General features: G+C 48.0%; 14 protein-coding genes and 1 pseudogene. 4 read left to right on the top strand and 11 right to left on the bottom strand.

Annotated features, from left to right (window positions below; genetic code table 11):
• Positions 1 to 462 precede the first annotated feature (462 nt).
• Positions 463 to 1,116 carry a M15 family metallopeptidase gene (locus AD948_RS14685; protein WP_248846057.1) on the top strand — a complete coding sequence of 218 codons (654 nt, stop codon included), beginning with the start codon at positions 463 to 465 and terminating at the stop codon, positions 1,114 to 1,116.
• Between the two features lie 295 nt (positions 1,117 to 1,411).
• Here AD948_RS14685 and AD948_RS14690 read toward each other — a convergent pair whose 3' ends face one another.
• The 3 genes from AD948_RS14690 to AD948_RS14700 all read right to left on the bottom strand — a co-directional run bounded on the left by AD948_RS14690 (position 1,412) and on the right by AD948_RS14700 (position 6,952).
• Complete coding sequence (locus AD948_RS14690; RefSeq protein ID WP_061472518.1) at positions 1,412 to 3,304, bottom strand: CocE/NonD family hydrolase; 1,893 nt, start codon at positions 3,302 to 3,304, stop codon at positions 1,412 to 1,414.
• A 66-nt stretch (positions 3,305 to 3,370) separates the two neighbouring features.
• Positions 3,371 to 5,896 carry a TonB-dependent receptor domain-containing protein gene (locus AD948_RS14695; RefSeq protein ID WP_061472519.1) on the bottom strand — a complete coding sequence of 842 codons (2,526 nt, stop codon included), beginning with the start codon at positions 5,894 to 5,896 and terminating at the stop codon, positions 3,371 to 3,373.
• A 321-nt stretch (positions 5,897 to 6,217) separates the two neighbouring features.
• Positions 6,218 to 6,952 carry a DUF4142 domain-containing protein gene (locus tag AD948_RS14700; protein ID WP_244183835.1) on the bottom strand — a complete coding sequence of 245 codons (735 nt, stop codon included), beginning with the start codon at positions 6,950 to 6,952 and terminating at the stop codon, positions 6,218 to 6,220.
• 234 nt (positions 6,953 to 7,186) lie between these two features.
• Between AD948_RS14700 and AD948_RS14710 the strand changes: the two genes are divergently transcribed.
• The gene (locus AD948_RS14710) at positions 7,187 to 7,681 is read left to right on the top strand and encodes a hypothetical protein (protein ID WP_006558018.1); all 495 of its coding nucleotides are present in this window, start codon (positions 7,187 to 7,189) and stop codon (positions 7,679 to 7,681) included.
• A 76-nt stretch (positions 7,682 to 7,757) separates the two neighbouring features.
• On the opposite strand, the gene AD948_RS18770 is transcribed toward AD948_RS14710, so the two are convergent.
• Positions 7,758 to 7,952: a hypothetical protein gene (locus AD948_RS18770; protein ID WP_248846058.1), complete on the bottom strand. Its 195-nt coding sequence runs from the start codon at positions 7,950 to 7,952 to the stop codon at positions 7,758 to 7,760.
• A gap of 626 nt (positions 7,953 to 8,578) precedes the next feature.
• Between AD948_RS18770 and AD948_RS14720 the strand changes: the two genes are divergently transcribed.
• Positions 8,579 to 9,178: a TetR/AcrR family transcriptional regulator gene (locus AD948_RS14720; RefSeq protein ID WP_061472521.1), complete on the top strand. Its 600-nt coding sequence runs from the start codon at positions 8,579 to 8,581 to the stop codon at positions 9,176 to 9,178.
• A gap of 134 nt (positions 9,179 to 9,312) precedes the next feature.
• Here AD948_RS14720 and AD948_RS14725 read toward each other — a convergent pair whose 3' ends face one another.
• Positions 9,313 to 10,410, bottom strand: a complete 1,098-nt coding sequence (locus AD948_RS14725; RefSeq protein WP_248846059.1) for an aromatic ring-hydroxylating dioxygenase subunit alpha — start codon at positions 10,408 to 10,410, stop codon at positions 9,313 to 9,315.
• 62 nt (positions 10,411 to 10,472) lie between these two features.
• Here AD948_RS14725 and AD948_RS14730 point away from each other — a divergent pair, with 62 nt between their 5' ends.
• Positions 10,473 to 11,414 carry a LysR family transcriptional regulator gene (locus AD948_RS14730; RefSeq protein ID WP_082782477.1) on the top strand — a complete coding sequence of 314 codons (942 nt, stop codon included), beginning with the start codon at positions 10,473 to 10,475 and terminating at the stop codon, positions 11,412 to 11,414.
• Between the two features lie 93 nt (positions 11,415 to 11,507).
• On the opposite strand, the gene AD948_RS14735 is transcribed toward AD948_RS14730, so the two are convergent.
• The 6 genes and pseudogenes from AD948_RS14735 to AD948_RS18780 form a co-directional block, all read right to left on the bottom strand.
• Positions 11,508 to 12,800 carry an NAD(P)/FAD-dependent oxidoreductase gene (locus AD948_RS14735; protein ID WP_006558012.1) on the bottom strand — a complete coding sequence of 431 codons (1,293 nt, stop codon included), beginning with the start codon at positions 12,798 to 12,800 and terminating at the stop codon, positions 11,508 to 11,510.
• 180 nt (positions 12,801 to 12,980) lie between these two features.
• Positions 12,981 to 14,372, bottom strand: coding sequence for an NAD-dependent succinate-semialdehyde dehydrogenase (locus tag AD948_RS14740; RefSeq protein WP_061472577.1), 1,392 nt, complete (start codon positions 14,370 to 14,372; stop codon positions 12,981 to 12,983).
• A 644-nt stretch (positions 14,373 to 15,016) separates the two neighbouring features.
• Positions 15,017 to 15,256, bottom strand: a pseudogene (locus AD948_RS18775) (IS5/IS1182 family transposase); the annotation flags it as partial.
• A gap of 304 nt (positions 15,257 to 15,560) precedes the next feature.
• On the bottom strand, positions 15,561 to 17,075 hold the full coding sequence (locus AD948_RS17890) for an anti-phage dCTP deaminase (protein ID WP_082782478.1): 1,515 nt from the start codon (positions 17,073 to 17,075) through the stop codon (positions 15,561 to 15,563).
• Between the two features lie 393 nt (positions 17,076 to 17,468).
• The gene (locus AD948_RS14750; protein ID WP_061472523.1) at positions 17,469 to 18,842 is read right to left on the bottom strand and encodes a site-specific integrase; all 1,374 of its coding nucleotides are present in this window, start codon (positions 18,840 to 18,842) and stop codon (positions 17,469 to 17,471) included.
• A gap of 252 nt (positions 18,843 to 19,094) precedes the next feature.
• Positions 19,095 to 20,885: a relaxase/mobilization nuclease domain-containing protein gene (locus AD948_RS18780; protein WP_248846060.1), complete on the bottom strand. Its 1,791-nt coding sequence runs from the start codon at positions 20,883 to 20,885 to the stop codon at positions 19,095 to 19,097.
• Positions 20,886 to 20,903 lie beyond the last annotated feature (18 nt).

The following is a 20,903-nucleotide window of genomic DNA, read 5'->3' on the forward strand; positions in this document are numbered from 1 at the left end:
AAATATAGCCCCTTAGATTGCCGGACGATCGGGGGCTGTTTCCTCTATTTTTTGTCTTTGCATCATGTTTTAGAAACAGATGCAGTAAATTCTGCATGGAAGTAAATACAAAAAAGAGGGCCACTTTCGCACCGGTAGCACTTAAATTGTGTTCCCTCAGCACCCTGCCTAAGGGACAGCATATTGTGGCTTGCGATGAATGAAAGTATCGAAGGAGCGTGTCAGTTAGGCAGATTGGCTTTCATCCTCTGATGGAAATGTTACACTGATCAAAACTGGGTTTTCTCTGGCAGTTATTTGTTCAGGTTTCAGATGATTTTGCAGATAAGGTTGCAATAGAAATCATCTGTATGGCTTCAAGCAAGGAGGCGAAGGGTTATGAGAACTGGTTATGCGATCCCTTCGTTCGTGATAATGGGGCTGTCCGTATCTTCTGCCTACGCTGCCAAGGATCAGACAAGTATGGTTTTTCGCATAACGCCTCTTAAGCCTGTGGATGAGCTTATGCAGCAAGCGCGTCGTGCTACGCCTCCCGCTTCAGGTATGGGGCTGCGTAAACCGGAATTGGTTGATCTGGCACACCTCTCTCCATTGTTCAAATTTGATGTGCGTTACGCCACAGATAGGAATTTTCTGGGAACACCTGTTTATTCGTCATCACATGCTTTTTTGGAAAAACCAGCGGCCGATGCGCTACTGCGTGTAGCAGAATTTCTGAAAACAAAAGGGTATGGACTTCTGATTTTTGATGCGTATCGCCCATGGTATATCACAAAAGTGTTCTGGGATGCGACACCAGCCGATAAACATCAATTTGTAGCAGATCCGGCCACAGGCTCACGCCATAATCGCGGGTGCGCAGTGGATTTGACATTATATGATCTGAAAACGGGACAGCAGGTGCCTATGCCCAGCGGCTTTGATGAAATGACACCCCGAGCTTATTCAGATTATACAGAGGCTCCTGAAGAACAGAAGACAGCCCGTGCTTTGCTGAAAGATGCCATGCAGCATGAAGGGTTTGAACAACTTCCTGAAGAGTGGTGGCATTTCGATTATAAAGACTGGAGCCTGTATCCCGTTCAGAATATTCCATTTGAAGAGATCAAAAATTAAAGGGCAGTTGAAAGGGTATTGGGAAGGTTATCCCCAAAATGCCACTATACCATCCCAGTAATCGGTTTCGGTCACTTTTTCTGCCATGAAAAGGCTCTGTCAGGCACATACCTGATTTTTTGAAATAGCCGCAAGAATTTTTGCACATTCTCACGCAGAAGGCTCATGCCATAAAATATTGTCGCTTTCTGCGTGAGTGTTTTCTTGATCAGGCTTGTGGTTGTCTTACGTGTTCTCTGCTCAGGTTATGCTCCAGACTTTAAGTTGTGCTTCTTGAAGGTGCCCGTGTAAGGGTTCAGTGCACCTGAACCCAGCTTTCGGCGGTATCGATACTGATTGTCGCAGGCTTGTAGCTGTCCGGTGCCGCATTAAAAATATTATCGACATAGGTTTGTGGATTACGATCATAAAGCGGAAACCAGCTAGACTGGATCTGTACCATAATCCTGTGACCTGGTAGAAAAGTGTGGGCCGCAACAGGAAGTTTCATGTGATAGACTTGGGGAACGTTGGCAGGGATGGGCTCCGGATGGTCAAAGCTGTTCCTGTAACGGCCCCGCAGAATATCTGCACTGATCATGAGCTGGTAGCCGCCCATTTCTCGCTGCGCGGGCACTTCATCCGGATAAACATCAATCAGTTTCACAACAAAATCGCCATCGGTACCCGTGGTTGTGGCGGTAAGATGCACCAGAGGCTGGCCTGAAATGGAAACTGCTTTTGTCAAAACCGGAGAGGTGAAGGAGGCAACATCTGGTCGAGAGGTTGCGTTCCGTTGATCAGTCGTCAACCACCATTGCCATTCCGAGTTAGGAAGATTTTTGGAGAGAACAGGCCGCTGAACATACGGAACAGGATGTTCAGGGTCTGATACATATTGCACCGTCTCTCCTTTTTGCGTGCTGGCGTCGAACGTCAAACCATGCTGAGGCGCAAGATGCAGTGTCGTGCATGTGGAATTGCAGTCTTGTGACGGCAAAGCGGGCATCGTCTCCCACTCATTGATGCCTGTGCGAAAAGTTGTAACGCGAGCAGGGAGGGGCACAGTGCTGTCTTTGAGATAATGCGCCAGAAAGGGCTCCAGTATTTTCTTACGGAAATATAGCCCTGTATCAGAATGCAGATCTATGGCGCCGAGCATGCTGGCGTCTTTTATTTCTCTGCCATGGTTCCACGGCCCCATGGCCAGCCATAAATCAGATTTTGCAGATGGCGTTTTTTGCAGGGCATAATACAGCGCGATTGCACCATAATTATCTTCCTGATCCCACAAACTATGAACAAGAAGCGTTGGAACAGTAAGACCTTCTTTTGGGAGAAGACGATCCAGCGCCTGAGACTGCCACCAGCTATCATAAGCAGGGTGTGCTAAAATCTGCCGGAAAAACCCGATCTGTTCCATACCATATGCTTTGCCAATAGCACCAGCAGAGACACCATTCAGGAAAAGCTGGTAATTGTCATACTGGTTGCTCCACCATTTGACTGTATTTTTTGGGGTCGCTTCCTGATTGTAGATGTAGGAAAGCATTTCTTCCCGAAATGCGCCGTTATGGAACCAGTCATCACCCATCCATCCGTCAACCATGGGGTTCATGGGCACAGAGACTTTAAGGGCGGGGTGAGGATGAAACAGGGCTGTGATGGCGGTGTAACCATCATAGGATACACCAAGAATGCCAACCTTGCCGTTGCTTTCAGGAACGTTGTGCACCAACCATTCAATGGTATCCCAGGTGTCCGTGCTGTGATCTACTTCCGTGGCATTTAATGGCCCCCGCATGGGGCGGTTCATTATATAATGCCCCTCGGAGCCATATTTGCCCCGCACATCCTGAACAACCCGAATATACCCGCCATCGGCTATAACGTCGGGCATATTGTCATAACCTTGCAGAACAGAGGCCATGGTGCCGCTGTCTGCCTGAGATGTCATGTGGTCGGCATTATAAGGGGTGCGTGTTAGCAGAATGGGCGCATTGTGTGCGTTTTTGGGCACCAGAATAACGGTATGTAATTTTACTCCGTCCCGCATCGGAATCATGATTTCCTTGCGGATAAAATCAAAGTCCTGAGTGCTGACTGTAAAATGGTCTGGCATGTCCGGGCTGATGCCGCCAGATGGCTGCGCGACGGCGGGCAGGCTTGTCGTGAGAAGACATGCCATGAGTAGAGAGCTTGTTTTCATGATAACCTTGAATGTCTTTGTGCGCACTGGACGTAATTTACACGTCCAGTGTGGTTAACGAATCTTTTAAAATTCAGCGGCAATTGTGCCAAAGAACTGCCGGGGAGCAGCAACAAACAGGTTGGCGTTATCGTCTCCTGATACGGAGGCTGCGCCATATACCCCACCAATATAGTTGGAGTTGAACAGATTGGTGATTCCAAAGGTGGTTTTCAGGTTTTGGGTAAAGCCAATTTTGCCAAAGTTATAGGCAAGATTAAGATTGGCGACCCAGTAAGCCGGAATTTTTTCATCATTCAAATATGTCATCGGGCGTGAGCCAATATAGTTCACGTTAAAGTTGAACATGGCACGTTTGTAGGTGTAGTTCAGGTTCGCTTTATACATGAACTTTGGATAGTAGACCTGATGCTTGCCCTTGATGTTGTATGATGTTCCCCCGTAATTGATGGAACGGCTTTGATATTCGGCATCGTTCCAGCTAAAACTATTGGTGATTTCAAGCCCTTCCACCGGGCGGATTGTGCCCATCACATCCGCGCCATTCATGGTTTCCCGACCGACGTTCAGGTAAGCGCTGTTCGCTGTATTTGCGCTGCCTTCCGTGATGGACGCAAGGCGGTTGTAATAGTCGGTATGGTAAAAATCGACGGATGCTGAAAAAAGATGCGTGTCATATCGGTATCCGACAACGTAGTTCCATGTCCGTTCTGGGCGAAGAACTTTCTTGTTGGCATCAAATACCTGCTGGGCGGTATAGGTGGAATTGCCTAGGCCACCCCATGCAGTGCTGCTTGCTGTCTGGGAATAGTAGTCATATGCGCGCATATTTTCCGCGATATCCCAGTAAAATTCATGATGATTAAGAAAGTGGTAGTCAAAATTGAAATGCGGCAGGAAGGCCGCCGATGCGGTTAAGGTGCCGTTTGCTGCGTGGCGATAATAAGTGTTCCATCCCTCAGCAGCCAACTGCTGGGTGTAGTCATCTTTGGTGCCACCATGCGTTGTTTGTGTGAGAGATTTGAACCCAGCCAGAAGATTCATGCCGGGAATAATGGTCCAGCGGTCCTGAAGGAAAAACTGGAAAGTATTGGTATTATAGGAGTTATTGAACCAGGTATGCCCCGTGCCCTGTTTGAAGTCAGATAGCCAGTTGTGCGCAGAGTTCAAACCGTCTTCGTAGAGCCTTTGGTTATAAATCCAATGGTTGTTTTCATACCATACGCCCGTTTCAATACGGTTGTGATGAGGGGCTTCAATGGTAAATTTCTGTGTGCCGCCCAGACGGCGCATGAAGGCATGCGCCATTGAGAGCGCCATGGGAACACCAGATACCGTGCCATCAGCCAGAAGTTCCGGCGTGCCATAAGAGGGAGACGTGACAAAGTTGTTCGTGCCACCATGCACCGCACTGCTGACGTTACCGTAAATAATGGTATCTGATTTTACATTTTTGAATAAATCGTAGTGGGTATTGATGGAGGATAGGTAGGTCCGCTGGATCTGCGAGGCATCCCAAGCATAATCACCAATTTCGTCATTAGACAGAAGACCTTCGTATCCCGGGGGGACGTCAGATGTATATTGGGCGTAATATGCCCAAAGTTTTGCTTTATCGTAGTCTGGTTTCAGATATGTGGAATTCCGCCCCATTGTTTTCCACATGTTTTTGGTCATTGTCAGGTAATTGCCCTGCGTAAAGTTACCATAGCCAAAAAAGGCCGTCACTTTGCCGCGGTCACCAAGGGGCTGAACAACCTTTGCATCGGCTTGCAGTTCGCTTTGGTAACCTTGCCCTTTCCACATATTTGTTTTGGTGCGCGCAAAAGATGCGTAGAATTTTGTTCCTGTGGAGTTCAGAACACCACTATCCACCCGGCCGTAAGTGCGAAAAGCGTTGTAACTGCCAAAAGTCTGGCTGATCTTGCCGCCAGCCTTGTCCTTGGGATCAGAGGTGACGTATGTCATTGCTCCGCCAAGGTTCTGGGCAGAGAAGGTGTCCAGAGAGCCTGCGCCCTGAGACATCGTCATGCCGCCGATGTCATCCTGAATCATTGCCTGGGTGATGGACACGCCGTTGTAGTTGGCAAAACCCTGGGTTCCCATCGGAATACCATCCAGCGTTGCGCCAATCTGCATTTGCGTAAATCCGCGCATGTAGAAAGTGTTGCCGTAGGTATCAAGGCCAAAGGCATCTGTTGATGTAAAGTTGGCTCCTGGTGTGGTTTGGGCAAGGATCTGCATCGGGTTAGTGCCCTCTACAAAGCGATCCATCACCTTACGCGTTACAGCAACTTCAGCACCGCGGCTGGCAACGCGGCGCGTGCTCACGTTTATTTCTTCATTGTCTTTGCTATGCAGCGGGCCGGATCGGCGATGTCGCGGCGGCGCAGAGCGCACTGCACTTGCGGGAGTGGAAGAAAGAGATTTATGCGGCTTGGTATGAAGGGGAGCTTTTTTGATCCCTGCCGTTGTGTGAACAGGGGTTGCCGCTGATGCTGCGGGAATAGTGAAAAGAGTAGCAAGAGCCGTGCCAAACAGCAGAAATGGCCTGCTATATCGTTCATAGAGCGTTTGACACCGGTATCCCATCTTAAACCCTTTTCAGATCGTAATGATATGCGTTGCTCAAACATCATGGCTGGCTGAATTGACCATAAAAGATCAGGTCAACCGCGAACCATAGGCTCTATGTTGTTGAACCGAAACGTATTCTGTCAATGCCCAAAAAATGATGGGTATGTGATAACTTTAGGTTAAGTTGTGGGACGGTGAGATCAAAGCAGAATGGAATGATCAGGTTCTTATTGTTGATGTAAGTACAACAATGGCTTCCTGCACTATAAACAGGAAGCCATTGGAACTGAAAATTTTATGTGTCTGTTTGTTTATAGTCTGTTTTTGGAAAAGTGCTTATTTGATTTCTGATTGATAAGTGGTGAGTTTGGTTTTGGTATCGGTTGCGAGTTTAACCAGATCTGTGTTCTTGGAGGTGGTGATTTGAGCCTCAAGCACTGATTTCATTTTGGTTGTGCTGGTCATGAAATAGCGGGTGTAGCTTCGGTCAAATGCCGAGCCATGCAAATGTTGCAACTGGTCAATGACTTTTTGGCTTTGCGCAGAAGGTTTGGCCGGCAGAGTCAATGTGTGGGTTGTGGCCAGCTTGGTTAGCGTATCGTGGTTTTCTGTCAGTTCTTTTACAATGGTTGTGCTGAGCAGAGCGATATCGTTACGAGCCGCGTGGGTTTTGGCGATGTTTGCCAACGCAATGTGGGTAAGATCCATATCATTGAGTTTTTGAACAAAGTCCGCGTCAGCTGACGTGAATGGCGCAGCTTTTTCCAGGGCAGGCAAGGGAGGAGCTGGCGGTTGGCCGGGGCTGATGCAGGCGCTCAGCGCAAAAAGGGTCACGAGAAGAGGGGAGCAGGCAAGCGCCTTACGACGGGACAGGACCAACATGATCAGCAAATTCTCCTTTGGCCACACGGGCCGTTTTGTCTGGCTGTCTTTAGGTGGTAGACGGCGCTTGGAAAAGCCCATGATGCTAGGGAGTGATAGGGATGGCAAGATAAGAGAGGCAGTCTGTTTTGATAAAAAGGACGAAATCAAGCGAGAATTAAGAGCGATATATTGGTCTGATGGTGACATATTTTGTCAGAAAAGAAATATTCCACACTTTATTTGACCTCTTGCATTGTATGGAAAGAGCACAGTAACTTAGAAGTGCTGCGCTTCATAGTGTGAGTGTTTGGGAAACGGGTGAGGATAGTCGAAGAAATGAAGTGTCGGATTGCGGGTTTGGTCGCGGTTGCCTCACTCTCTGTGAGTGTAAGTGGGTGCGGGTATTTTGATTCACGGGCTGCTCATAAAGCGCAGATCACAATGATCGGGATGACCTCTTATGATCTGCAGGCCTGTGCAGGCCTGCCGACGGCCACCAAACAGATCAATGATACAACTCAGATCTTTGTTTACACAGGAACGCAGCCACAGCCGAGTTATGGCGGTTCCACCCTTATTCCGATTGGTGATATTGCCACAACAATTGCACAGCTTGGCGGTGGGGGCGGAACAACTTGCTCTGCCGTGATCCGTCTGGATCATGACCGTGTCTCTGACGTGCATTACACAGGCAATAACGATGAAATGGTCGGAACAGATGGTATCTGTTCCATTATTACACGCGGTTGTGCCCGCCAGCCTGAAGGCACGATGCAGAAATCTGCTGGCGGCGTGTTTGGTCCGGTTTCAGCGTTCCATCCTCCCAGAACACCGCAGCAATCCACAACCGCAACTTACTCCACGCAATCAGGTGGGGCTGTGCTTAATTCTGATAAAAAATCTTCAGATCCTATTATTGTGCCCAGAACACAGTAAAATTCTGGGTTGAAAGAGCATTCAGTTATATTGTTTTAGAGGAAGCATTGCTCCGGTCATGTTTCCTCTTCTGCTGTTATTTGCGTAATCCCTGAGTTTTGGGTTGCTCTGGGGGTGATGCGTGTTGGGAAGCCTGATAATAGGCTTTCCTTGTTACCCAATGGAGGGCTGTTTCCCCTTCCGCTACGGTCAGAGCTCCTGAATCAATATCCAGTCCTACACGCAAGGATGCTTGGTCTATCTGCTGAAGAAGGGCGGCGTGAGTGCCCATTGCATCAGGTCCGTATTGTGAGTGTGCCTGATAGATGCAGCTAAAGCGTTTATATGCAGTGCCTTTTGCCAGCGGATATTTTGAGAAACAGCGTGAGGTAGCAGCGTGCATCGCACCTTTGCCATGATCATCCACGCATCCTGATAAAAGCACACAGATAGAAACAGGAGCCAGAAAATGCTTCCAGAAGGGAAGGGGCGGCTTTCGTATGTGATGGGTGGTTTGGGGGGCGTTATGCCGCCTTGTTTTTACAAAAATTTTCATGTTCCAGATAAAGCTTTGGTCAGCGACGATACGTGCAGATGGCCTCAGTAACTACATGGAATATATCATAAAAACCCAGAAATGTTATGTGTCAATCAAGTGGCAGACGGTTGGATGTTCAATGTTTGGCCCATTATCCGAACAGCTTCCGGCAAGACATGCCAACCCAGTATTGCCGAAGAGGGGTAAATCGAGTGCCCGGACACCGGGCGTCCTGCTGTGAGTATGGTTTTTCTGCCGAGCAGGCTGAAGAAAGCAGAGCGATCACAGATTTTTTTATGACATCGTGTATATTTTTTATGTTCTATAACGTAAAGTAAGAAATACATTTCTCGCAATTATGGTATATGTAATTCTCTGTTATGGCTGTTGAAAATAAACACGATCTTGCAAAGAAACGAATAATAGAAGCCGCTCGTCCTTTGATTGGAAAGCGGGGTTTTTCCGGTGTGGGAATTTCTCAAATATTGGAAGTGGCACAGGTTCCTAAAGGATCATTTTATCACTATTTTGAATCGAAAGAAAAATTCGGGGAAGATCTTCTTAGGCTATATATCCATGACTACCTTGCAGATATGGAACATTTGAGTTCCAAGAAGACTCAGACAGGGTACGAGCTGGTTTCATCTTATTTTGAACGCTGGCGTATCACCCATGTTGGGGGGCGGGTGGGCGATAAATGTCTTATTGTGAAACTGGCCGCCGAGATATCTGATCTTTCTGAAGATATGCGCGTTGTTATGGATAATGGTGTGGCTGCCGTTATCAAACGTTTGGCTGCCATGATCAAAGCAGGGCAAAAAGATAGATCAATTTCATCTCCTCTCTCCGCACATCAGTTGGCGACGTCTCTGTATCAATTATGGCTTGGGGCAACGCTGATGGCCAAGATCACCCACGCTCCCCATCCTTTTGATGAAGCTTGGCAGACGTCAATCATGCTTTTGAATGCGTCAAAGTAAGAAGCCGATTGAAGCGTTCGATAACGCGAGGCTTGCGTAGAGCAAGGGTGCCAAAAGGCAGTTGGTAGCAGATTTGGCAGCACGCAGCCTCTTGGAAACATGTGTTGTGAACAAGAGGCTGCCTGAGTATTTTTTTAAGCTGTGAAAAACTGGCTTAAACCGATGGACCGGAGTGCGCGGCGGTAAGCAATTGAACTTCGATCTGCCATCACATGAACCTCAAGCGAAGGGTCAAGGGGCAGGTTTTCCGGCTTTTGCGCTTCTACCAAAGCACGGTCTTCCTCAAAAACCTTGAGATTGAAGTCGTATACATCCTGCACGGGAAGGTCCGTATCAAAATTGCGGCAGATGGGGGCAAACATGCGTGTCTTGCGCGCAGAAACAGGAGAGGCTGCATTCATGATCACAAGCCGTTTCTCGTCGGGAAAATGAATTTCCAGGGTTGCGGTAAATGGCACATGCACCCGGAAATGCCTCAGCCATTCAAAGCCGGGCCGTCCTTTTTCAGAATGACCAATCGGATAATTGCCAACACTGCTCCGGTATTCTGCTTCAAACCCATAAGGGGTTATTTTGGGCATGTAGGCTGGCACAACAGGGTTTTCCGGGTCAGCAAAGGTCGCGGTATGGACGAAGGCGAAGTGAGCTACATCGATAAAGCCTTCAACCTGCCGGCCAGCAAAGCCGTTAATATCAATCCAGGGACAATTGATCTGTTGAAATTCAGGATCATTCCAGTGGGGCATGGAAGGAAGAGAAGCTTCTCCTTCCTGCGGGCGAAGGCAGGTCCAGATCAGGCCATAGCGCTCCATAACAGGATAGGTGCGCAGAGTAAGCCGTTTGGGAATGGCGTTATCCGGATGGGCTGGTACTTTCACACAGCGTCCTTCGGAGCCGAAGCGAAAGCCGTGATAGGCACAGGCTATGCTTTGCCCGTCTCCTCTACCCATGCTGAGAGGGACGCCCCGATGGGGGCATAGATCATCTGCCACCACAATCTCCTCCCCTGAACGGTAAAGGACAAGCGGCGCATCCAATAGCGTGACGCCGAGTGGCTTGTCTTCAAGTTCGCGCACAAGGGCGACTGGATACCAGTATGAAGCCAGAATAAGCCAATCATCCGGCTCAAACGTGTTGTCGCGGGGGAGCTTGGCTTCGGTGGTGCGGGCAGCGAGGGGGGGCGTGGTCACGGCAGGCGCTCCTGAAACAATGAAGGAGGAGGCAAAAGCCATCCAGTCATAGGAAGGAGTATTTCATTGATTGTATATTATCGGATATATCTGTTTCATGCAGTATGCATTCTCAAATTGAGAACAGTCGAATGAATCCGTTTTCTCGCTTCCTCATCTATTTTCTGGCTGTGGCGCGCCATGGGTCGATCCGCAAGGCATCGGAAGATCTGCGCATCGCCCCTTCCGCTATCGACCGGCATATTCTGTTGGGTGAACAGGCACTTCAAACGCCTCTGTTTGAACGTCTTGCGTCCGGCATGCGTCTTACTGCGGTGGGAGAACTGTTTCACGCTCATGCGAGCCGGTGGGTAAAGGATTTTGAGAGCCTGAACCGCCAGATTGATGAGTTGAAGGGGATGCGGCGGGGGCAGATTGATATTTTGGCCCCCCAGGCGCTGGCAAGCGCTTTTCTGCCGGATATAGCCGTGCGTCTGAAGGAGCATTATCCGGGTATTATTCTGAATATTCACATTCATGATAATGCCGAGTTAAATACCCGGCTTTTTGCCGGAGATGGGGATCTGGCCTTTCTGCTGGACCCTGTAGATGTGCGGGATTTACAGGTGAGGTCCGTTCTTTCTTTTCCGTTGGGAATTGTCAGTCCAGTGGGTCATCCCGTGACCGCACAGGCGCAGGCTCACTTTTCGGTTTGTGCGGAATATCCGGTTATTGTGCCAGAAGAACCTTTGGCGCTGGCTTCAGTATTCAGAAAACTGGAAGCTGATTGTCGGCTTAACGCTTATAGGGTTGCCAGTGGTAACAACGTGCAAATGATCAAATCCCTTGTCAGAACGGGATTGGGCATCACGCTTCTCAGTTATCTTGATGTTATGGAAGAAGTGCAGACAGGTGATCTTGCATTTACGCCCTTGGCAGGAGCAATGACGCCTCGCCTCACTTTGGCGTTGGCGCATGATCGTACGCGCCCTTTGTCTGGCGTGGCGCGACGTGTTGCCGATAGGGTCGAAGCAGAATGGACGCAATTACGACAGAAACTGGCGTAATTGCAGATCTCAATAAGAGAAAATTTTGGAAGGTTTCTCCAACTCTGCGTTGAGTTAGCATGCAGAAATTTTTATCAGCCTTCCATGTAGATTTTAGTCCAGACGAACGGAAGGGCGGATAATGGCTTCTATCCAGTCTGCAACGATGGAGGCCATGCCCCGGAAATAACCGAACAGTTCGATCTGATGCTTACGATAGAGCATGATGTGCCCAAGGCGCGCTGAAAGCCCGTGCATGATGCCACCACCTAAAACAGTGCCCCCCGGCAGCGCTGCCCATCCATTGTAATTGCCTAAAGCAACAATGGCCCCTTTATTGTGGAAAATGCAGGATGGGACTTCTTTACCGTGCTCCAGCCATGCAGGGAGATGTTGGGCAAGGTGGTGGGCCTGCTGCCGCGCCACCTGTGCTGTTGCGGGTAACGGTTCATCTGCAATGAAGGAGCAATCTCCCATTGCAAAAATCCTGTCATCATCAACTGAACTCAGATTAGGCTTAACCATAATCTGGCCGGACCGGTTGAGAGAAAGGCCCCCATAAGCTTTGGTGACTTCCGGTGCTTTGACGCCAGCCGCCCATACACGCAGGGTTGCGGCAATATGAGAGCCATCTTTCAAAATAAAGCCAGTGGCATCTGCTGCAGCAACACGAGAGGACGTGCGTACGGTAACACCCAACCGCTCAAGTTCTTTCTGCGCTGCGATGGAGACAGATTCCGGAAAAGCAGGCAGAATACGTGGGCCGGATTGAAGGAGTGTCACACTAAGTTTTGGAGGAGCCTTACCAAAGGCGTGCAAGCTGAGAGGATCGACAATCTCAAGCGATTTATGAAGTTCCGCGGCAAGCTGTGTGCCGGTTGCGCCCCCACCCACTATGGCAATGTCCAGTTTGGAACTATTGGCAAAAGATTTCAGGATTTCCATCCTGAATTTCTCATTGAAAGAATTGGCTTCAATTAGATTATCAATAAAAAGGCAATGTTCGGCCACGCCGGGGGTACCAAAATCATTGGCACAGCTTCCAACAGCCAGAATGATGGCATCATATTTCAGAGTGCGGCTTTCCAGAACCTTTGTGCCATCTGATGCATGAAGCGGGCTTAAAACAACTTCCCGTTTAGTGCGGTCAACTGAAATGACTTCTCCAGGCCAGAATTCAAAATGGTGGCTGCTGGCTTGAGAGATAAAGCTGATCCGATCATTTTCATTCAGTACAGTGCCGGCTGCAAAGCAATGCAGCATGGGTTTCCATACATGTGAAAAGCTTTTGTCAATCAGGGTAATACGCGCTTTCCCCTGCCTTCCGATCGTTTTTCCCAAACGGGTTGCAAGGGCCAGTCCTGCCACACCACCACCGACGATAAGAATTTCAGATTTGGATGCCATCAGTTTTACAAGCCTCTTTCAGAGAGTAAGCAGGGGAAGGTCCATTTTTTGGAATGTTGTTTGGGATGTGTATTTATAAAATATCTGTAAATAGAGTATATTTTAACGTTTATTTGTATTTTGTATGATCGGGAGAGAGGTGCCAGCAGAAGTCGGTCAAGACAACTGCTGGCGGTTTGATCAGAACGGTGCGTCGATATCAACCGTGTTGATCAGTTTGTGGTTCACAAATTCCTTGATCCCCAGGCCGATCAGTTCACGGCCATAACCGGAGCGTGCAATGCCCCCGAACGGCAGATCTGCCTTCGGCACCAGCGGATGGTTGATGAACACCATGCCGGTACGGATCTTTGCTGCCACGCGGGCACCACGCGCTTCATCTTTGGTGAAGACTGCACCACCAAGACCATAAGGAGAGTCATTGGCAATACGAACGGCGTCGTCTTCATCTTTGGCGCGGTAAAGCTGTGTTACCGGACCAAAAAATTCCCAATGGCGTGCTTCGTTATCGCCATGCAGGTTGGTCATCAGCAGTGGGCGGAAGAAAGCGCCTTTTCCAGGAACTTCCGGCCCAATGACTTCAACCTTGGCACCGTGCTTGATCGCGGCGGTTACCTGATTGTGCAGGTCATCTACCGCACCCTGAGAGCACAGGGGAGCCAGCGTGGTGGTCGGGTCCATCGGGTCGCCGGCTTTCAGTTCGGCAACGCCTTTTTTGTAAAGTTCCAGGAAGCGATCATAAACCGCGTCAGCCACAATCAGGCGCTTGGCTGATACACAAACCTGCCCAGCGTTCCAATGGCGGCCGACAACGGCCCATTTGGCTGCTTTTTCAACGTCTGCATCGTCCAGAACAATAAAGGCGTCTGCACCCCCCAGTTCCATGGTGGCTTTTTTCAGCGCTTTACCAGCAACACCAGCAATAATTGTGCCAGCGCCTTCTGAACCCGTAAGAGCGACACCACATACGCGCGGGTCATTCAGGATCAGTGCTGTATGAGACCGGGCAGCGTACAGATTGCGGAACAGCCCTTTGGGCAGTCCTGCTTCGTTCATCAGGTCTTCACAGGCTGCAGCACATTGCGGCAGGTTGGAAGCATGCTTCAGCAGAACAGCGTTCCCGGCAGAAAGCTGCGGAGCAATAATGCGGACAACCTGATAAAAAGGGAAGTTCCACGGTTCGATGGCGAACACAATACCAAGCGGTTCATGCACCAGAACAGCTTTTCCTTCGGCAGGATCAGCAACCGGCAGGCTTTCCGGCTTCAGAAGTTCTTCTGCATATTTCGCATAATATTCGAAAATTTCTGCAGAAAGAATGACTTCTTTCTTGGATTCTTCAAAAGTCTTGCCCATTTCAAGCGTGCCGAGGCCGGCATACTTGTCAACATCCCGCCGCAGAATGGCACCAGCAGCATTCATGATGCGGGCACGTTCGGCAAAAGGCGTATCACGCCATTTTTCAAAAGCTGAATAGGCGTCAGAAAGCGCTGTCTGAACCTCTTGATCTGTGGCTTCAGGGAAAGTGGCAAGAACTTCCCCTGTGTAGGGGTTGGTTGTCGCGTACGCCATTTTTACCTCGTAAACAATGGAAGACAGGCAAAAGGGACCCGCAACCGCATATGCGGCATACATCTGGAAGCGCAAAACAGGATATTCTGCATCACCATTGTCCCTTTGACCGACAAAAAATAGACCGGTCAACTTCTAACAGAAGGGAAAGACCCCTTTACAAAAAGCCCTCGGCTGGAAACAAAAAATCTTTTACCTCCTGCCATAGCTCACTGTTCTGTCTGCAGGTGTCTATATATAAACGGATATAGACACGGTCAACGCATAAATAGATTATTCAAATTAATAACTCTTATCAGGTTCCTCAGGTAAGAACGATGAAAGGGGGTAAAGGGGCGACACGCTTCAATGGAGCGAAGAGTATGGCCTGTGGGTGGCCAGCCAGAGTCGTGTCATCACGAAAAAGAGGGTATCTCTCCTCTCTCCGAAACAATGGCGCAGCCGTCGGCAGAACTCTCTTTTTGAAAATATTCGTTAATGTTCGTCTAGTGACGGAAAATACAGATGATCTGGAGGGATTAAAGAATTGTTGAGTGAGGCCCCAGTATCCTGATTTTGGACTCAATGAGCAGGTGTTGATGGTTCAGGGTTATGACTTTCACTCTGCGTTTGAGGCAAAAGGGGAAGCACTATCCTCTGGTTTTCTAAGCGGCGATACTGATCCGATCCAGGAACAGAAAGCGGTGCATGTTGTAGATGATGTTGGCCAGCCCGATCCTCGTGGTGGCACGAGTGATACCCACTGTCCGGATAAACAGTCCCGTCTGTGCTTTCTGATCAGCAAAGACATGCTCGACACGAGATTGGATGACGGACTTGCCTACATTAGACCGTTGGATATGCCGTGGCATGAGCTCGAGATGCAATTTTTTCCAGTGAATCTTCCGATTTCATTCTTTTAAAGGGTATCATGGAAATGTACCGGAACCCGTATCATGAAATGGAAACCTGAATAAAAACAAGAAGTATGGTGGTGCGAACTGCGGGACTCGAACCCGCTCTCTTTGGTCGTAATCAATCAGATAACCCATTGAAAAAGAACGATAGTTTCAGAAGAAATCATCCTTCGCATGGTGACTGCGGGTTCACTCTGCGAGCAAACCCATGGAGCAGTCAACAGATACATAATGATAAATTTATGATTCCCTACCCAACTCTTAATAGAAATACTGATCTTATAAATGAAAATTAATAATCAATATTTATACGTTGAAATTCTGATAATTTACTATCTATTTCGTCAGATATTATTTCCATAGATTTGCTAAAATCTTTAACGGCAACAATGGGAAATGGATAAGAATTTTGCCATTCTTGAATTTTACCATTTTGATCTCTTCTTTTAGACCTTTCAAATATCATTTTATATAAGCTAGGAGAAATTCCATAGAAATGAACAAATTTGACGCCATTTAAACCATCGCTATCTGTAATGGCATGTCTATATAACTTAGATGCCCGACTTTTTGGATACGGTTCAATATAAACAACTCTAGAGATACCAGAAGATACGATGTGTTTTGCACAATTATGACAGGGGTAAGTAGTAACATACATATTTGTATCTTTTAGAGGTCTCCCTAATCGAGCTGCATCAGTTATGGCGTTCATTTCAGCGTGAACCATTCTTCCATATTCTGTAATCTCACCAATCATAGATTTAGAAATTGTTTCTTTAATTTTTTGATCTGATAGTAAGCTTTCTGTTGTTCTTAATATTATTTTTTCATTTTCAAGAGTTTTAAGGAAACTGTATATTATTCTACTTGTCTCTTCTTTGTTTGCTTCTGAGCCTATGTCTATATCGCGATTTTTTTCTTGATCTTCTTCCCAAAATAGACCGCCTCCAGCTTTAGCTACATCATTACAGCCAGTAATAACAATTTCACCATTTTGGGTGAAAATGGCGGCTCCCACCTGCCGACTAGTATCAACACTCTTTAAGCTAGATGCGTTTGCAAAGTAACTTCCGTATTCATCTTTTGTGGGAGATATTAAATTACTTCCAAATATTCCTTTTATAAAGCGTTTAACTGAAACATCTACGGCTTCTCTACTTTTACAATTAACAAAAAAATCGGCAGTATAAAATGTTTTTGATATTCTTTGCCCATATTTTTCTCTTAATTCGTCAGCATCATCGCTTATTATTTTTCTACAAAAATTATCAACTTCTGTTGGATCTTTTTCTGGATATTCTTTAAATATTATATCCTTAAGAACTCTTGATCGGATGGACTCATCATTATTGGCAGAAATTTGTATAAACTGCTCACCAAAGCATTTTTTCAAACATTTTATTTCTTCTGGTCTTTTTAATTGTCTAATTATAAAGCATAATGGATTTTTTTCTTTTGGTATTATAGTGTCTTCTTCTTTTACGTTATTTGATTTTATTATATTATTTATTTTTTTTATAGTGGCTTTTGCAAGATAGTCTTTTTCTTTTGTTATCGAACATATTTTATTTCCAAGTTTAATTTTATCATCTATTCGTAAAGGCTTTGCTATATTTTCTATTATTCTAAATTTATCTGATATTTTTTCTATAATATTTGAAACATTAATGATGTGCACATCGTAACCGTATGATCTTATTTCAGTTTCTAACGACGTTTGGAGTAAATCGATTTTTGATCCAATTGGGGCTGTAAGACCAAATATCAGTATTGGTCTATTATCTGGATTATATTTTAGAGACATTATACAGGATCCAAAAAATTAAGTTTCAAACAATTAACTTAATTTAAAAAGGTTGCCCATTCATTACATATTGTCAACACCATGCGGCTTACAAATAATGGCATCAAAGTTGTTTGAAAGGCTCCTTCTTCAGGAATGTTTTAAATTATCAGGTTTTTAGGGGGAAGAGCGTAGGAGCCAGCCATGTAAACCAGCGGACACGTTGTGTCCGCTGGTTTACAATCTGGTCAGAGGGAGAGCATGGCTCTCCCCCTGTGAACCTCCTCATTTTCACGTTTGGGTTGCTCCAGTCTCAAAACAGCAGTTTTTGTGCTTTAGGGGGTCAACGGGGGAAAGGTATTCCCCCTTGCCAGATGCTCAATGGGTAGCCATTCGGCACTGCTGGCTCCCTTTTTAAATCGTTCCCTTTTTGAAGACTGTTGCCGGGTAGCTTATTGCCTCTATGGTTTGCAGCAGATTGGCTGTTGAGATGCTGGTGAGATAGGTTGTGGTGCCCTGACTTTTATGGGTGGCTTCATGACCCAGCAGGCGGTCAATCCACACCTCTCGGATATTGGCATCCGCGTTTCTGAGTTGTGTGGAGACGGTGTGCCGGAATGAGTGGAACGTAATTTCAGCGGGCAGGCCAATACGGGTCTTGAGCAATGAGAAGGCTCTGCCAAGGGCTGCTCCTCTGACACCCTGTTTTGAGGTTTCAAGACCGGGAATGAGGTAGGGGCCTTCAGTGGTATCCTTAAGGGCAAGAACTCCTGCTTCAATCAGTTTTGGATGGACAGGCACCACGCGGGTGCTTGCTTCTGTCTTTGGTGACCAGCCATCGTCGGAATGTGGTCTGACCATAAAGCAAGGGATGCCATCAATGTTTTGGAGGTCTTCTTTGCGCAAGGCGCAAATCTCGCCCAATCGCATTCCGCTGTAAGCTGCAACAAGAGTGACCAGTCGGAAGGTCTGTTCTGGCACCGAAGTGCTATGCCATGAAGCAGAGGCCAAGAGTGCTAATTCGCTAGCTGTCCAGCTTCTCCTGACGGTCTTTTGCCCATTCTCGAAATTCCAGCCTGTCCACGGGTTGCGTATGACCAGTTCCCGCTGGTGTAACTGGTTCCAGAGGGCAGAGAGGCGCATCATATGGTTTTTAACGCTCTTGCCACTCAAAATTGGTAAACCTTCCTCTCTGGCCCTCTGTGCTTCTTCTTCAAGGGTAAGGCTGCTCTTGCGTTTGCCCAATGATGCTGGAAGGGAAAATAGGAGGTCTCGGAATGCCCCAGCCTTCTCGCCACCAATAATGGACACAGGGGCATCTCCAAAGGCTTGCAGGAAAAGGTCTACGGCCCGTTGTGTGGCTTTTTTGGTGTCAGCACTGGCATGGGGACTGTCCAAGACAAAGCGTTTCAGAGCACCGGAGAGCATCAAGGGAGCCGCTTTGGGTGCTTTGGCCGTTTTCTTCATCGTTCGGGGTTTGGGTATCGGCGCTGAAACTGGCACAGTCCCCGTTTCATGAGCAGATGAAGGCAGGTTCACGCTCTGCAAATCCCGCAGTGAAACCCGCAGTCCTTCAAGCCTGCTTAAAGCGTCTGGTTCCAAGAGGACCAGATGGGCCTGTATGAACAGTTCTGTGGTTCTGGCATGAAGAATGGATGCCCGTTTACGGGCTTCGTTCTGGTAGCCGGTTTTCAGGGAAACCCAGATTTCCCGCCGGTTTAAGGCTGCTCGCAGGGCAGGGGGAACAATACGGCGGAAGTGGTAAGTGGTGCCTCTAACTCGGAGCATAGAATCTTCCCTCGGTGGGGAAGGACGATGGAGCAAAGACAGCCTTTGCCCCTCATTCAGCCGAAAAATCGTGCTATTTCAGGTGTCTGTGGTGCGAACTGCGGGACTCGAACCCGGAGAACAGGGTGAGGTGCGTTCGAAACCTTCATGATTTCATCAAAAAAAACGCTAAAAGACGTCCTTCTTGGTAACGATTTACGAGAAACACTTTGGAGAAGAAGTGAGTTCTCGTCAAGAGACTTTCCAAAGTCTTTAAAACGGTGAAGGTGTGCCAGGGGTTGGGTGTCGGGTCTGCGGGTTCGGTGCGGGAAAAGATGCGGGACTGCGGGAACGAGACGGGCTGATAAGCGCCTGATGTTTCACTTTATGGGTTTTCGTGTTGAGCAAATCAGAAAGTCGTTTGATTTCACGCTGAGCAGCATCTTTCTTGTCTCTGTGCGCTCTGTTCCAATCCATAATGCGCTTTTGGCGCGCTTGCACGATACGGTCAAAACGCTGGTTAAGCCATGGGTCCAGCATCTGTATGTCGGCCATGGCTGAAAATTCGGCATCATAGGTTTTCCTGAAGTGTTCCAGAGCCGGTTTGTTCTTTTCACTCAGGATGGAGCGGATCGGATTGGGCGGCTCTGCACGTAGCCCTACGATATGCAGCAAGGCTTGCACGACAAAGCGCAAGACTTCCAGAAATTCTAAAAAGAGCTGATCCGCTCTTCTTTCAAGTCTTGTGGCTTTCCCAGTGAGACGCTGCCAGCGACTTTTCTCAGCGTCCTGCCACTCTCGTTTTGCGACGCTATAATGGTCAAAGCTTTTTCTGAGCTGCTTCTGGTAAGGGGTAAGCTGCTTGCGCCATGTCGCTATCATCTTGTCTCGATCAAGAGGTTTCCAGCTTGTCTCTGGTGCCTGCTGGGCAAGAATAGCGTGTTGTTGTGCAATGGCTTGCCTGATCTCTTTCCGAAAATATGCTTCCTCTGCACTTATGATGTGCACGGAAGAGGAGGAGGGGAGTGGTTCTGTCGTGAGAGCGTCAACGTCAGCCATTTTTTTGAGCCAGAGTTCTTTTCGCCATGTAGGAATTTTCAGGAGCTTTATAACGGGCGTTTTTCGGAGCACTGGCTGAGTGTCAGATGGTTTGGGGATGGGGTATTCATTATAAAAATCTGCGGTCGTCCGGCGGATCGACAAGCGTGTGCTCTGGATTTTGACGTCTCGTTCATGCTCCGTTTGATTCTGCTCTTCGGAAAGCAGTTTTCGAAAGTCTGCGGCTTTGACTTTTGCCAGACGGGTAAAGCTTCCCACAAGAAGGCCATCACTTGTTTCGATAATATGAGCGCCCGGTCGTGTCTCTTTTCGGTCGCCTTCACGCAGTGTCAGAGAGTGGTCTTTCAAGGCTGCCCGGAAAGCTTTTAACCCGTCTGATTGCGACCAGAGGGACGTGACCAGCTTTTTCAGGGCTGGAAGATCAAGTCCTTGCCGTTCGGTGATACGTCGCGCCTCTGATGTATAGGCAGCGCGGGGTTTTGCACCATCAGCAACAGGAATGAGCGCATCGACCTGTTTCGCTTCACTGTGACGACCTTCCTTGCGCAAGGCTTGGGCAATCGCCCTGTCATGCCGACCGGCTACAAGTTTGTGCCCCAGCCGGATTTCTTCAAGACGCGCGACTTTTTCCATGCGCATCCATGTGAACCGGCTTTCCAGAACATGATCCTGTTGCCACTCTGGCAGGATGAGATGGCCGTGTGTGCTTCCGTCTTTCTGATGAACAACAAGAGTGAGGTGTTCAGAGTCTGCATGGAGTTCGTCACACAGACGACGAGCAAAGGCTGAAAGCTGTTCATCGGTCATCGCTTCATCTGGATTGAAGGCGATATGACGGAGACCGTATTTCAGCCCTTCGCGGTGGGCTTCACGCATATGGTCGTGCAGGAGCCATTCAGACCCGGACATAACCCTGATGGCTTCATTCTTCGCACCATGCAGCACATGGCTGGCAATGGCACCCGCTCCGCTCTTTGTTGTGATCCTGCTTTCCTTGACGATCATGGGTCATGCTCTCACAGG

Origin of the sequence: Acetobacter senegalensis (genome assembly GCF_001580995.1) — a bacterium.
GTDB classification, from domain to species: Bacteria; Pseudomonadota; Alphaproteobacteria; order Acetobacterales; family Acetobacteraceae; genus Acetobacter; species Acetobacter senegalensis.